This is a genomic window from Thalassoroseus pseudoceratinae (assembly GCF_011634775.1).
Taxonomy (GTDB): Bacteria; Planctomycetota; Planctomycetia; order Planctomycetales; family Planctomycetaceae; genus Thalassoroseus; species Thalassoroseus pseudoceratinae.
The window spans coordinates 18,513-34,046 of sequence record NZ_JAALXT010000008.1 but is presented as its reverse complement, the minus strand read 5'-3'; the positions used below and the strand labels follow the sequence as shown (position 1 = coordinate 34,046).

The following is a 15,534-nucleotide window of genomic DNA, read 5'->3' as shown; positions in this document are numbered from 1 at the left end:
GCCGAGCACCTACTGAATCCTAACGAGTTCTTGAACGAACAATCATGAATACGGAAATTCCGAAGCAATACGATCCGCACGCCGCCCGCGAGCATTGGTATCCGGTGTGGGAAAGTCGCGGTTATTTCAACGCGGAACCCAACCCCGCGAAGCCGCCACATACCATCATGATTCCGCTGCCCAACGTGACCGGAGCGTTGCATATGGGGCACGCGCTCAACGGGACGTTGCAGGATTTGATCACCCGGTGGCGACGCATGCAGGGATACGAAGCCCTGTGGATGCCGGGCACCGACCACGCGGGGATTGCCACGCAGGCGGTGGTCGAACGTCGAATGCTCGAAGAGGAAGGAATCACGCGACACGACATCGGCCGCGAGGCGCTCGTCAATCGCATTTGGCGATGGAAAGACGCCTACGAAGGTCGCATCATCGGGCAGTTGAAATCGATCGGGGCCAGTTGCGATTGGCGACGCGTGCGGTTCACGCTCGATGAAGTGTGCTCCCAAGCGGTCCGCCGGACGTTCTTCAAGTTTTTCAAAGACGGTCTCATCTATCGAGGCAAACGTCTCGTCAATTGGGACACCTACCTGCAAACCGCGGTCGCCGATGACGAAGTCTTCGATGAAGACGTGCAAGGACACTTCTGGACATTCACGTATCCGGTCGTCGATACAGACGGCAACGAAACCGGTGAGAAAATCTCGTTTTCCACGACCCGCCCGGAAACCATGCTCGGCGATACCGCGGTATGTGTGCATCCAAGTGACAAGCGATACGAAAAACTCGTCGGCCAACAAGTGCGATTGCCACTCAGCGATCGCTTGATTCCGATCGTCGCCGACGCTTTGCTGGCCAATCCCGAAATGGGAACCGGGGCTGTGAAAGTCACACCGGCTCACGATCCGAACGACTATGCTTGCTATCAGCGGAAGCTCGGTCAGCCCGACGAAATCGACTTGATCAACATCCTCAATCCCGATGGCACACTGAACGAGAATGGTGGTCGGTTTACCGGCAAAACCATGCCCGAAGCCCGTGAAGGTGTGATCGAGGCCATGGAAGAACTGGGGCACTTCACAGAAGTGGAGGACCGGGTGATTCCGCTCAAACACAGCGACCGCTCAAAAACGCCGATCGAGCCTTATCTTTCGGACCAATGGTTCGTGAGGATGGACGACCTCGCACAGAACGCGATGGATGCCGTCACCGATGGCCGCGTGAAATTCCATCCACGACGGTATCAGAAAACGTACCTCGATTGGCTCGGCGAAAAACGTGACTGGTGCATCAGCCGCCAACTCTGGTGGGGCCATCGGATTCCAGTGTGGTCGAAAAGTGTGGAAGGCGATGGCGCGGAAGAAGCAAAAGCCATCAAGCCGGAATGGAGCGAGTTCACCGCCAGCGTTGTTGCGGACGGCATCGAGCCAGGAACGAAAGTGCTCCTTGTCTGTGTAGATGGCGGGCATGAGGACATCGAAAAAGAACTCGACGCCGCTGGTTTTGCGCAGGACGAAGACGTTCTCGACACGTGGTTCAGTTCTGCTCTTTGGCCGCATGCTACGCTCGGTTGGCCGGACGAAAAACACAATCCGCCGCTCGTGGATACCGATCAGCCCGCCACGGACAATTCGCAATCCGCCAAGAACGAAGTTCTCGACTATTTCTACCCCGGCAATGTGCTCGTCACGAGTCGCGATATCATCACGCTTTGGGTCGCGCGGATGGTGCTGACGGGGTTGTACAACATGGGCGACATTCCATTTGGCGATGTGTGCATCCATCCGAAAATTCTCGACGGCTTCGGGCAGACGATGTCCAAGTCGAAGGGGAACGGGGTTGATCCGGTCGACCTGATCAACAAATATGGGACCGACGCGGTGCGGTTCACCATTGCCTCGCTTGCCGGCGAAACGCAAGACGTGCGGTTGCCGGTCGGGTATGAGTGCCCACACTGCGGCGAAACGATCGACCAGAAACAACTGAAGACTCCCGAAGCGGTCCACTCGGTGCCGGAAACGTTGATCGGTGACTTCCCACCGAAGCAAGACGGCGAACCGCCACGCATGCGTTGTACGAGTTGTAAGGAGGAGAGTCAGTTCTCGCATCCGTATCTTGACCCGATTGCCGACGAACCGTTGGCTCGCGTTGTGAGCGAACGATTCGAGTACGGCCAGAAATTCTGCAATAAGTTGTGGAATGCCTGCCGGTTTGCACTGCTCAACTTGGAAGGCTACACGCCCGGGGCGGTTGCCGATGAAGACTTACAACTCGAAGACCGTTGGATTCTCAGCCGACTGTCAACGACTAGCGAGGAACTGACGACGTACTTGGGACGGTATCAATTCGATGTCGCCACACGCACGCTCCGCGATTTTACGTGGAACGAGTTCTGCGATTGGTACCTGGAGATGATCAAACCACGGTTGCGGGACGAATCTCGACGTCCGGTGGCCCAGCGTGTTTTGGTAAGTGTGCTGGATTCGCTTCTGCGAATGCTGCAACCGTTCACGCCATTCGTCACCGAGGAACTTTGGCAACGACTCCAAGAAATCGCGCCCGGACGAGGTCTCCCTACACCCGAACCGGCCGCCGAGAGTGTCGTCATCGCGTCTTGGCCGGAATTGCCGAAAGAGTGGCAAGACAAGTCCCTGGAAGGCCGATTTGAACGGCTGCAAGACACCATCGTTTCCGTGCGGAACGTGCGAGCGGTTTACGGCATCCCACCGAACAAACCGATCGAACTCTACGTGCGCTGTGAAGCTGATGTTGCGGATGACCTGCAAGGTGTCGCGAGCCAATTCGACAACCTTGCGAAAGCCGTTCTCAGCGCGGCCGGGGCGGAAGTCACGCGGCCACCGGCGTCGGCGAACTTCACCATCGAAGACGCAGACGGCTTCATTCCCCTCGAAGGTTTGATCGACCGCCAAGCGGAGCTAAAACGGCAAGAGAAAGAAGCCGAGAAACTTCGCAAGTTCATCGCGGGAAGTGAGAAGAAACTCGCCAACGAGGGCTTCCTCAACAACGCTCCCGAACACGTCGTTGCCGGCATTCGAGAAACACTCGCAGGGCACCAAAGCCAACTTCAGAGTGTCGAAGAAATCCTGCAAGCACTACGGGACGACTAAGAGTTTGCAGCGGAGGCTACGGGTTCAGCCTGTCTGATAGTCCAAAATACTTCGTGAGATTGGGGGCGTGTGCGCCACCAAATTGCGGCTGTGATCAATGCGAGTCCGATGGTCAAATTTAGAGGGGTTAATTGATCTAGTAGTAGATTTGCAACTGTCAGGTAGAAACTAAAACCCTGCTCGCTTTGGGATTCGAAATCGAGCCCAAAATGTGTTGCGAGTGTCGAGAATGCTGGTAGCACGAATGTAAAAATTCCGGCGACGATCAACCAGATCTTCTGAACGACTCGGGCTTTCAATTCAATCTCGGTCAGCACAGCATGATTTTGCCGAATCACGACGGAAGCGCCATCCACTTTTCCCAGAACACGAGGGACAATCCGAAACCTGGCGAGGAAGTCGTTGTCATCGAGACGCGTGACGATCCGTGCGGGATAGCAGTCGCAGCCAGGAAGAATCGGCTCAATTTCAACAGGGAAAGTTAGGGCAAGCCGAAATGCCTTTGTGTCTTGCCCTACATCTTTGCGAACTGCCTCGATTACCATCTGTTTGGTAATGGTGACTAGGAAAGGGTACACCCGCTGTGGGTTCATTCGAGAGTAGTAGCGGATCGTCGCATTGCGAGATTGCTGCGCTGGTGCGGGGACTGAATTTTCACCCCGTTGAGTTTCGGGAGCGAAGCTAAAGTCTGACACTGATGGGCAATCATCCGAAAAGGCTGATTCATGGCTATCGTCATAGTTTCTCGGATCTATCCAGTGAGTAGCAATCTCTTGGTTGGTGTTGCCTGACTGAACGGGCCACTGAGAATCGCTTTTAAACGGGTCGTAAAAGTCATTCTTCGGGCAGAGTACCAAAGGAATGCGATCAGACCGAGACATGAACCATTCGTTGAGTCGGTTGTTGAACGGCATAAATGTTCCCTCGAACATTAGTTGCCATTGGAAATATCGACCCTCGATTCCGAATTCATTCAACAGGCGGTCAATCAACTCCCCCACCTTGAGTTCGCCATTGATTTCATCGACTTCGCGTGATTGGCTTTCAGTTGTTTGATCGTCTGTACTGAGCGAGACATGAAATGCGTAGTGATGATCAGGCATGGCGATTCCCAGAAGTGAGCTCTTGTGTGAAGTGAACAACGCAATTCAGCGAGAAAAGGATCTCTAGGGAACAGATCAATTTTCGCAAGCAGGGACTTCTCACGTCTCTTTCATCCGCCGCCGATTGCTGGGAGAAAATGGACTTCGCAATCGGTGGTGAGTTTTTGTCGGAGCCCGCGTGGGCTGACTCGACCGTCGATTGCCACGGCGATGTCCGGTCGTAAGTTGTCATCGACGCACAACCGGCTTTCAATGCCAGGGAACTGGCTTTCGAGATCGGCAATTGCTTCCCGAACGGTGACGGCGTTCGTCTCGAAACGATCACGGTTCTCGGTCAGCGATCGCAGCATTGGCGGAATGAAAATGCGGGGCATAGGGCTCGGCCTTCGATTATTGGAGTTGCTCTCGCAATTATCGACCCTGATGCCACCGACATCAATTCATCAATGCCTCCGCGTGAGATAGCGACGCCGTTGCCATTCCCGGTGTCGGGAAGACGAGCAACACGATGGCAATGGTCCCGCCACCGACAACATACAGAAACGGAGCATCCCAGGAGTGCGGTGCGACGGCTTCGATCAGCGTCATCAAAGGGGGCAGAAATAGAAGAAGGCAAATGAGTTGCGTGGTGGTCAGTAGCGACGACATGCACAAAAGAATGACTACACTCGACACCAAGACGCAAGCACTGCCTTCCCACGAGCGAACATATTCGCGGCCGCTCACCCAGGACATGACACGGTAGCGATGCCGCCCGAACCGTACGCCGACCGGTTCCGCGAGTCCGTCACCGATGGCGGTGATGAGCAGGGGAATGGTGATCAGTCTCGGATCACCCCACGCCCGTAGCACGAAGAAAACGCCCACCAACGTCGCATATGCAGCGAGTGCCTGCGTGATAATCCAGCAGAGGGTGTATGGCCGGTCTTCAGGACGATCAACGCTCGCAAATGCCGTGCGAACGATCGAAAAGCGTTCCCGAATCGGACGGGAGAAAATGGCCGTGGTCGCTAGAAAAACCACTGCACTGGCGGAGATCGTCCACACATTCGGTTCGTAAGGCAGTAGCGGGGCCAACGCAATCGGCAGCATGAACAGCACGAAGTGATTGAGTTTCCGGGTGTAATTGACTTTCACACCGAACTCAAGAACGGCCAACCCCAACAACCAACACCACGCCGCCAAAACCACATTGTGGATGACGAGCGTGAGTAAATAGTTTGTTGGAAATAGGTGGTGAAGTTGATCCATCAAGTTTCTTCCGCCATTCGGGGCTGCCGATACAATCGTATCGCGGCCGACAATTCGGCGGAATCTACTTGAAATCAACGTTCAAGCCGATAGCAATTCCGACCTTGCAGGACGGCGATCAAATCAAAATTGAATCGGGGAGTTCCGGATGTTGTGCACGGATGCGACGCAATTCGCGGATATTTCGCAGGTCGATGTAGTCCATGCGATCCGGAAGCGGCGAGTTCACGAGGCTCCAAAACCCGCTTTCCGTTAGTTCATTGGATTGCAAATTCAACGACCGTAATTTCGGAAACGCATGGCTGCGAATGATTTCTGTAATACCTTCGTCAGTGATCTGGTTTCGCTGGAGATCGAGTAATTCCAAGCTTCCGAAATGACGGGATTGGCAAAGGTGACGCAGACCCGCATCGCGAATGTCGTTTTCTCGGAGTCGAATTTCCCGGAGATTCAGCAGATGCGGCGTCTCGGCCAAATACGCGGCCCCATCGGCACCCATGGTGAGCGGGCTATCAGTCGAGAACCCTTGGAAATACCCTTCGAGAGTCAGGCGGCGAATTTTCTGCAGGGATTCCAACTCCACGATGGTGCCCATCCGCGACTCGAAACCTCGCAAGTCGAGACTGTCGAGCAGGGGAGCCTGGTCCAAAATTTCTTCACCGTGACTCTTCCAATCCCGAACAGAAAACCATCCGTGTTCGACGAACCCCCGCAGAAAATAGAATTGCTTCCAATCCCGTGTCTGAATGGATTTCAGCGGTTGGATCCAATCGGCCTCATGGGCGGAAAGCAATTCCCGTTCACGAGACTTCAAGGCATTCCAATGATCGTCGTCGCGTTTCCGTTGTGGCAATCGCCAAATCTCGTTCTGGAGAAATGGAACATCGTCAGAACGCTGAAACAATTCGCATTGAATGCGGATGAATTCGCCCCGAGGATCCCCTTGTTCATCCAGCCAATCGGCGTAAATCAAGCGAGGAAGATCCTCGTCTGGATCGGCTAGAATCGCTTCAAGAAACGCGGAATCCTGGGGCATCAAACTACACCGATGACTTTAAAATCTCGTGCAATACATGCGGTGGCGACATCGGAAGATGGCGCATTCGGACGCCAATCGCATCTTGAATGGCGTTGGCGATTGCGGCTGGTGGCGGAGCAATCGGAACTTCACCCACACCTCGGACGCCATACGGATGACCGGGGTTCGGCACTTCGACGATGATCGTTTCAATCATCGGTAGGTCATAGCATGTTGGCATTCGGTAGTCGAGCAAACTATTGTTCCGCATCACGCCGGTGGCGTCGTACCAATATTCCTCGTTGAGTGCCCAGCCAATGCCCTGCACGGCCCCACCTTGCATTTGCCCTTCGACATAGCTTGGGTGAATCGCCGTACCGACATCCTGCGTGGCGGTGTAGCGAATAATTTGCACCTTGCCGGTTTCGATATCGACTTCCACATCCACCACATGCGTCGCGAACGCTCCGCCGGGTTCATCATGATCGGACGTGCCATGCCCGATGACCGGTCCGCCGGTTGAATTGATCTGAGCGGCAATTTCCTGGAAGGACAGTGATTGATTATCCGGACCCCGCCATGTGCCGTCATCGTATTGGACTTCGTCGGTCGGACAATCCCAAATGATGGCGGCTCGTTCGGTGAACTGACGCCGAATATCCAGTCCAGCTTCGTAAGCGGCCCAACCGGTGGCGTATGTCACACGACTGCCGCCGGTGACGTCGGTATAGCCGATCGAGTCGGTGTCGACGACGGCGGGGCGAATGTCTTCGGCTTGCAGACCGATTGTCTCAGCAAGTTGCATCGCAATGCTCGCTCGGGAACCACCGATGTCGGTGGAACCTTCCACCAGCGAAACCGAACCATCGGAATTCACGCTAGCGGACACAGCCGACTTCAGTCCGGCATTGAACCAGAATCCCGAAGCAACTCCGCGACCACGCCGGATTTCCGATGAAGACTCGCCTCGATCGAGTGACGACTTCCAATGGTCACTTTCTTGAGCCGCTTCTACGCTTTCCTGCATACCGATGCGGGAGTAAACCGGTCCGTCGATCCGTCGTGTACTTTCCTTGGCAGCATTTTTGATGCGGAATTCGAGAGGATCGAGATTGAGTTCTCGACAAATTTCATCGACGACGCTCTCGGTCGCGAAGGCCACCTGTGTCGAACCGGGGGCTCGGTACGCTTTCGTGGCCGGTTTGTTCACGCACACGTCGTAACCTGTGACGCGGCCGTGTGGTAAGTCGTAGCAGGCAAACACACACATTGCCCCCGCACCAACGGGAGAACCAGGAAACGCACCGGCTTCGAAATAGATTTCCGCTTCGCCGGCGGTCAGTTGGCCATCCCGCGTGGCACCAAGTTTGACTTTCATCCAGGAACCGGGGGTCGGTCCGGTTGCCTCGAGAACTTCCGTGCGGTCCATGGTGAATTGCACGGGACGCCCGGTCATTCGGGACAGCACCGCCGCCACCGGTTGAAGATACACAGAGATCTTCCCACCGAACCCGCCGCCGATCTCCATCGGCACAACTTTGATTTTCGCGAGCGGAATCTCCAGCAAGCCCGCCAGTTGGGCTCGAACGGTGAACGAACCTTGCGTGCTCGTCCAAACCGTCAGATTGCCATCGGAATTCCACATGGCCGTTGCGGTATGTGGTTCGATATAGCCTTGATGGACCGTGGACGTTGTGAATTCGCGTTCGACGACGATATCAGCTTCCGCGAAACCGGCTTCCAAGTCGCCTTTTTCGTGCAAGAATTTCTTGGCGATGTTGGTGGGGCGGTCTTCCGGTTCGTTGGCGTCGGCGAAACCGCTCATCCGTAGTTCTTCGTGCAAGATGGGGGCACCGTCTTGGCACGCTTCACGGACATCGAGCACGGGCGGAAGCGGTTCGTAATCGACTTGAATCAGCTTGATGGCTTCCAAGGCGATATGAACGTCGTCGGCCGCAACCGCAGCGACGGCATGACCCCGGTACAAGACTTTGTCGGTCGCCAAGACGTTCTTCGAGAGGTCTTGCATATCGAACATGCCTTCGCCGAGATCTTCGACTTTGTGTTCGATCGTCGGAAGATCCGCGGAGGTCATGACGGCGTGCACACCCGGCAGTTTCGCGGCGGCGGATGTGTCGATGGAACGAATCCGCGCATGGGCGTGTGGACTGCGGAGAATGGCCCCCCGGAGAGTACCTTGCAAACGCAAGTCGGCTCCGTATTGGGCGCGGCCGGTGACTTTATCGACACCATCGTGCCGAATCGGTCGCGTCCCGATGACCTTGTATTTTCCATTCGTGGTCTGCGGTTGTTCGACTGTCGACATGATTATTGGTCCTCAGCGATCATTTGATTGCGAGTTTCGGCAGCATGTTGTACGGCTTTGACGATCTTGTCGTAACCGGTGCATCGGCAGAGGTTTCCGGCGAGTCCAAATCGGATTTGTTCCTCGGTCGGCTTGAGAGTTTCATCCAATAACGCTTTCGCGGACATGATGAAACCTGGTGTGCAGATGCCGCATTGCAATGCCGCGTCTTCGAGAAACGCTTGCTGAAGTGGATGCAATTCACCCGATTTCGCGACACCTTCAATCGTTTCGATTTTTGCGCCTTCGGCTTCCACCGCCAGCACCAAACAGCTGTCGATCGGACGACCGTCGATGAGCACGGTGCAGGCTCCGCAGTTGCCGTTGGAGCAACCTTCTTTTGTGCCGGTCTGGTTGAGGTTGTCTCGCAGCACTTCCAAGAGCGTTTGCCGAGGAAGACAGAGAAACTCTTCCACTCGTCCATTCAATGTGAAACTGACAATTCGTTTTTTGGCCACCGGAGTTCCTTCGTGATGGGAACAGTCTTGCTGAATTCAAACTTGCGACGTCATTAGCCGGGAACGTGGAATTGCACCTGGCCGGTGCGGGCACGTTCGACGGCTTCGGTGAGCACTCGTCGCGTGAGGACGCCGCTGACGTGTTTGCGGAATTCGACAGTTCCCCGCATATCGTCGATCGGCTGCGCCGCGGCCGTCGCCAAGACGGCCGCTCGCTGAATGGTTTCTTCGGAAACGCTTTGACCAGCGAGTTCGTCGCTGATTTCCGGCACGTAAAGCGGTGTTGGTGCCACGGCTCCCATGGCGACGCGAACCGCTTCGAATCGCTCGCCACTTTCGTTGAGTTGAACCCAGGCTCCGACACTCACACTGGCGATGTCCATTTCGTTTCGTGGAATGAACCGGCGATAATGCGAACCTGACCAGGGAAGGGCCGTCGGAAACCGAAGCTCCAACAAGATTTCACCCGGATCAAGCACGTTTTTTCCGGGGCCGGTACAGAATTCTTCCACCGCGACTTCACGTCGTCCGTGCACGCCGTCAATCACGCAGGTGGCGTTCAGGGCGATGAGTGACGGAGTGCTGTCCGCAGCGGGACCAGAGTTGCACAAGTTGCCGCCGACCGAAGCCCGGTTCTGGATTTGAATTCCCCCGATGATCCGGCAACTATCCGCCAGTGCCGAGTAGCTATTGCAGATCGTTTCGTCTTGTTTGATCCGCCAACAGGGCACCGCGGCACCGAGGTGGAAACCCGTGTCATCGGCTTCCAGCCGGTTCAGCTCGGGAACCGATTTGATGTCGATCACCCAATCGGGGGTGAGTCGCTCCATTCGGATATGGTCAATGAGGTCGGTCCCGCCGGCGAGCAATCGCGATTGCCCATTGTGAGTGGCAATCAGGTTCAGTGCGTCGGCCAGAGTTGTCGGGCGGGCGTATTCGAAGTCACGCATAGTCGATAGCGAGTTCGCTTTGTTTCATGAAGATGAATGTCGCCGGACGAGCGAATCCGGCACCGATCATTCAAAGCATACTCGAAGTGGTGGATTCTTCGCTAGCATACACCGATGTTGATGGGAAAGACTTATTCACCCGTGCCGACGTCCTCGGCTTTCGCCGGTGGACGGGGTTTGGCCTGCATTTGAATTCGCATGTTGTAAGTCACCAATTCGATTCGCTTGTCCTTCAAATCGACTTCCAACGACCGAAAACCGGACGAATTCGTGGCCCAGTCGTGGTCCGCGACTTTCCAACCGGTGTGTTTGTCGTAAACGGTCAGTTTGGTCGAGTAATACCCGAAGTTCCCCTTCTTCTGGTACTTGGCCGAGAAGAACATCAGCAGCGGCAGATTGGGAAGTTCCTCGACGATACAAACGGTATCGCTGACTTCAGAATCCCACTTTCGCTTGCCGGTTTGCCGATCAAACACGATGAACCGACCGTTCATGCGGAACTGTTTGAGTTGCGACGAGAAATACACGTGGTTTCGGCTGCGTTTGTTGAGGAACAAGTAAACCTGATGCGAGTCCACGACTAAGAATCGCTCGGTCAAACTTTGCAACCATTCCGATGGAAACGATTCAAATTTCTGCACGAAGCCGGTTTCCATGTCGATCATGCTCAGATCGCCAGTGGCCTGCACAGCGGCCAAGTAACCGTCTTCGGTGGTGGAAAAGTAGGTCGATTCGGGGAAGGTTCGTTGCCAACTGACTTTCGACGTTTCGGGTTCAATCGCTTTGATGGACGCCTTCGCACCAGACAACCCCAAGAGGCTCGCCGACGTTCGCCGCTCGGAAACGATGAGATGACGACCCGTTGTGTGGACCAATTTATTCACGACTGCCTGCGCGTTTCTCAAGTCGATCTTGCGACCATCGAACGCTGAGTAGGCTTGGATTTCGGTACTGTTCTGCGGCACAAGCAGCACGACCTCATCCGTGCCGTAGACCACCGACCGGGACGGCACACGGTCACGGACCCAACGCACTTCGCCGGTGAGGGCATCGAGAACGGAGATCGAACGGCGACCGTATACGCAAACGTATTCACTGTTCGCAACCGCCAACATCCCGCCACCATACGCCCTTTGACGGACACTGGAACTATTCGAGAACGAACTGCCGGTTTGCATGGCTTGGATCGAAGTTCGATTGACCGAACGGCGACTGCTATTGCTACCACGAAGGTCCAAGGCGTGTGTCCACAGGATTCGTTTCTCCAGCGGGGAAAGGGCATGGACGACATCGCCGTGCACGAGGAACATCATCGATCCCACCACTTCGGATGAGATCATGCTATGGCTTGGTGCACCGTTCTGAATTTTCAGCGGGACGATCCATTCGACCTCACCGCTTCGGAGACTTTTTTGTACGAGTTGTTGATATTGATACTGAAATTCCCAACGCGATTGCTGTAAGCAGGGCATCCGATAGGGCGGGGAAGTCAGCACACGGGCGGCTTCATTCGATGAGTAGTAGGAACTCATCATTTCCAGCGACACACTTTGATCCGACCAAGACACCGGTGTGTTGAACGCCTGTGTTGGCGTTTGGTCGGCTTGATCAGCGGGCGTGCTTTCCGGGAAGCGGCGGTACTGTTGCTGACGAACCGTGGCGGCATCGGCGGGTAATCCGGCCTGCTCGAACCGACTAGCAAGTTGTGCGAACGCTGCGAGGGAAGTCTCTTTGTCGTTGCTTTGCATGAGCCGACGCAGATGAAGTTCTGCATTTCCCAATTGGCCGTTGTCGGCGTAACGTGTCGCGAGTTCTCCACGGATCGCGTTGGCGAGTGGATGGAACCGGAATAGGTCCAAGAACTTTTCGGCTCGATCGAACGACTTTGGCGTGTCATCGGTTTGCCAGAGCTTGTCCGCATGTACGCGGACCAAATCGTCCAATTGTTTCCGATCGGCTTCGGAACTCTCTCGCCAGAGCATTGCCAATCGTCCGGCCAACCATTGTGAGAGTCGAACTCGCACATCGCGGTCATCGTTGCGAGGCACAAGTTCACCGTGAGTCGAATCGGCAAGGCTCAAGTACGCGTGGAACGCGGAACTGACATCGCCTCGGGCACGGAACCGTTCGGCGGCAAGTTGTTGCACAAGACGTCGATGCTTTGGATGAGTCTCTGCGAGTTCTTCGAGAGCCGCGAATTCCGTGTCGGCACCTTCGAGGTTCTCGCGGATGAGGTGCGAAACCGCAGACACCGTGGCTTCAGTCCATCGAGTTTGATCCGCAGCGGAAAGTTGCGTTGAGTCAAGCCTTTGCAGAAGTTCCCAGGCGGCTTGGTGGTCGTGATGCAACAGTTCAATCTCGCCTTGCCGCAACAACGCCCAGGCATCGATCGGGTTGGCTTTCAGCCGCGTTTGAATCGCCAACCGAACTGAGTCGCGTTGCTCGAATGCCGTGATTCCATGCGGACCAGCGGACACAAGCAACCCACGATGCATCAATAAGTTTCCAAGAGCCGGATGATCTTCTGGGAGGAACAGTCGCGATCGGATTTTTCCGGTTCCCAACTCAACCGACAGCAATTGCCTCGACAGCAACGGCAGATGGTAAATTCCATCGACCGCCACCCCATGACCCGCGGGACGCATCAGTTCGGTCTCGTCTTTGGCATCCTCGGTATATGCGAGTGTCCAAACGGTTTCGCCGGTCGTGATGTTCTGAGCCCGCATCTGCGTTTTGCCAACGAAGACGGCTTGGTCGTCAAAGACACCCGCCAAGTACAAGTCGTTGTCTCGATTCCGTTGCCAATTCGGTTTTCCTGTGAACAAATCCAGGCAAACAACCTTCTGGGTTTCGGGAGCGGTGAAGACGACGTGTCGCCCGGAGATCACCGGAGCCGACGGTGTCCAGCGTCCGTTGAGCGGTGACGAGGGGACAATATAGGTTTCGTTGCGATGCGAGCGATTCAGATGCTGACCGGTGTTGGGCGGATCGTAGCGATGCGACCATAAAATCGCATGTTGGGTTTGGTCCACACCGATCAGCCAACCGATCGTGGTCGGACACACAATGACGCCATCCTTGACGGACGGTTGGGCGTTCCACCAACGGCGTCCGAAGTCGTGCGAAATCTCGGTGTCGGCGAAGGCGAGCAATTGGGACCATTGCGGTCGGCCGGTTTCCGGTTCCAAAGCGAACAGCCAGATTTCGTTTTCTTTTTCGCCCATCACGAGCAGTCGGTTGCCATCGGGGGTGGGAACACCGGAGAAGTACCACCCCGCCAATCGTCGATCGAATGGTTCGTCGGTCGCTTGGCCACCGATTTCCCATTCCAATCGTCCCGACTTGATGTCATACGCGGCAATCTTGTTGCTCGTGAAATCACGGTGATACGGATCGGTGTTGCCATTCCGAAAAGCCCAGGTATTGCCTGGCTGATATTTCGAGAGAATGGCATGATCCTCGATAACATAAACCCGCTGACCATCACTGGAGATGACTCCCCAGGTGCCGTTTCGGAACAGCAAACTGGTGAGCTTGTCTTGGTCGGCGTTGTAGCCGTTGTAGTACCCTGTGGAATTCGTGGGAAAGGCCATGGCTTGCCGAATGGCACCACCGCCGACCGCAAAACTGGCGCGATTGGTGATTCGGACTCCGGACAGAATTCGTTCGGGCGACAGTCCTTCACGGGTTTCCCACAAATCGGCACCGCTCTCGGCATCGAACACGGATACACCCCGCAACGTCCGCGAGAGAATCTTTCCATCCACTGCCAACGGGAAGAAAGCGGGCACCGGAGAACGGCCGAGATCAACCAGATCGTCCGCTAACATTTCGATGCTTTCGACTCCCTGCTCGAAGTTCGTCAGCGGGTGATGCCAACGCGGCAACAGGAGTGGTTCGTCACCGTCGACAATGCCCGTGCGGCTGGGATTGCCTAGCAGCATCGGCCAATTGGATTGGACACGCGACGTTGTTCGTTTGGGCAGAATTTGTGTGATGATTTCCTGCGGCTCAACCGCGACGTCCGCACCCACCGTCAATGGGGTCTCCGATTCTTTCAGCTTTTCCAAGAGTTCATCGGCGAGTGGATGTCCCGCGGCGCTCAAAACGGCGGCCGCCTTGAGTTGCCAACGTGGCTGCTGTGCAATGGTCGATTGGGAATTCATCAACCGCACGAACCAACGAGCCGCCAAACCGAACTCCCCTCGGTCCGCATGATACATGCCCACCCGATTGAGGGCTTCTTTTCCTGCCGGCGTGTGGAAATAGCGGAACGCGATTTGACCAATCGCCGCTGCGTCCCCTTGTTGAATCGCATCGTCGAGCAGCTGCCTCGCACGACCGCCGTAAGTGGCACGATACAAGTTGAGGTACTCCGTCGGGAGTTCTCCTAGGAGCTTGTTCGCGACATCGGCGGCGGGGGTCCATTGACCGTCTTCTTGCCGGATGACCGGGAGATTCGTGGTCAGTGAGTCGGCGTCTTGAGGTTTGGCTTCCGAGGAACCCAAAATGTGAGCCAACGTGTCCATCGCGTTTCGCCACTCGGCGGCTTGATTCGTGGCCTTGGCGGATTCGATGAACCGTTCCGCTCGACGGAGTGCTTTCGCCAACTCGCGGTCGTGCGGCGCTCGTAAGTCGATATGGTCACGAGCCGATTTCTCGTCGGCTTCTTCTTCGGTCGCCGCTTCTTCCTCGGCGGGACGTGTTTGTTGCGGCGGCGCTTTCGGGTTGTTCTTGTTTTGGGGGATAATCTGCTGCGGTGGCTTCTGACCGAAGATGCCCCGGAAAATCTGCCCCAATGGATTCGCGGCCGGTTTGGGTTTCTGCGGTGCCGGCTTGGCTTCCGCTTGTTCCTTTGCCGGAGCGTCTTCCATCACGGCTTCGCCGGCTTCAACGGCATCCGCTTGATCGTCCGCGTAGCCAATGGTCGGCAGCAACACGAGAGTCAATAGAGCCGTGATACCGACGCCACCCAGGCGAGGATTGCAGCACACGGGAACAGTTTGCAAATCAGTCATTTGATCCCAGCCTTGACGATCAGAACGTCAGCAGTGTTGAGATATCGAGTCACACCTCTAGTATAGCGGTGGCTTAGAAGAATAGCACGGGTCAAGTTCAAGGCTGAATTACGGAAAGCCTGTCCAGGGATCAATGATGCAAAAATCCATCGGTCCGGGAGAGCATGCGCGGCTTGGGGTTTCTACTAATGCATCTGGAAGTTTCTCCTGTCTCAGGGTGAGCCCTCCTTTCTAGGATGACAT

9 protein-coding genes are annotated in these 15,534 nt (G+C 55.6%); 1 reads left to right on the top strand and 8 read right to left on the bottom strand.

All coding sequences use genetic code 11. The annotated features are described in order from the left end of the window. The first annotated feature begins 44 nt into the window (after nucleotides 1-44). The gene (locus tag G6R38_RS24520; RefSeq protein WP_166831442.1) at nucleotides 45-3,128 is read left to right on the top strand and encodes a valine--tRNA ligase; all 3,084 of its coding nucleotides are present in this window, start codon (nucleotides 45-47) and stop codon (nucleotides 3,126-3,128) included. Here G6R38_RS24520 and G6R38_RS24515 read toward each other — a convergent pair. From G6R38_RS24515 to G6R38_RS24480, 8 genes are all read right to left on the bottom strand, one after another. Further along, nucleotides 3,125-4,231 carry a hypothetical protein gene (locus G6R38_RS24515; RefSeq protein WP_166831441.1) on the bottom strand — a complete coding sequence of 369 codons (1,107 nt, stop codon included), beginning with the start codon at nucleotides 4,229-4,231 and terminating at the stop codon, nucleotides 3,125-3,127. The genes G6R38_RS24520 and G6R38_RS24515 overlap by 4 nt on opposite strands. Nucleotides 4,232-4,341: 110 nt before the next feature. Beyond that, complete coding sequence (locus tag G6R38_RS24510; RefSeq protein WP_166831440.1) at nucleotides 4,342-4,605, bottom strand: MoaD/ThiS family protein; 264 nt, start codon at nucleotides 4,603-4,605, stop codon at nucleotides 4,342-4,344. Between the two features lie 61 nt (nucleotides 4,606-4,666). After that, nucleotides 4,667-5,482: a diacylglycerol/polyprenol kinase family protein gene (locus tag G6R38_RS24505; RefSeq protein ID WP_166831439.1), complete on the bottom strand. Its 816-nt coding sequence runs from the start codon at nucleotides 5,480-5,482 to the stop codon at nucleotides 4,667-4,669. A 118-nt stretch (nucleotides 5,483-5,600) separates the two neighbouring features. After that, nucleotides 5,601-6,518 carry a TIGR02996 domain-containing protein gene (locus tag G6R38_RS24500; protein WP_166831438.1) on the bottom strand — a complete coding sequence of 306 codons (918 nt, stop codon included), beginning with the start codon at nucleotides 6,516-6,518 and terminating at the stop codon, nucleotides 5,601-5,603. Nucleotides 6,519-6,522: 4 nt separating this feature from the next. Next, on the bottom strand, nucleotides 6,523-8,826 hold the full coding sequence (locus G6R38_RS24495; RefSeq protein WP_166831437.1) for a xanthine dehydrogenase family protein molybdopterin-binding subunit: 2,304 nt from the start codon (nucleotides 8,824-8,826) through the stop codon (nucleotides 6,523-6,525). 2 nt (nucleotides 8,827-8,828) lie between these two features. Beyond that, nucleotides 8,829-9,323 carry a (2Fe-2S)-binding protein gene (locus G6R38_RS24490; protein ID WP_166831436.1) on the bottom strand — a complete coding sequence of 165 codons (495 nt, stop codon included), beginning with the start codon at nucleotides 9,321-9,323 and terminating at the stop codon, nucleotides 8,829-8,831. Between the two features lie 53 nt (nucleotides 9,324-9,376). Next, on the bottom strand, nucleotides 9,377-10,273 hold the full coding sequence (locus G6R38_RS24485; protein WP_166831435.1) for an FAD binding domain-containing protein: 897 nt from the start codon (nucleotides 10,271-10,273) through the stop codon (nucleotides 9,377-9,379). 131 nt (nucleotides 10,274-10,404) lie between these two features. After that, complete coding sequence (locus G6R38_RS24480; protein WP_166831434.1) at nucleotides 10,405-15,291, bottom strand: outer membrane protein assembly factor BamB family protein; 4,887 nt, start codon at nucleotides 15,289-15,291, stop codon at nucleotides 10,405-10,407. Between the last annotated feature and the right edge of the window lie 243 nt (nucleotides 15,292-15,534).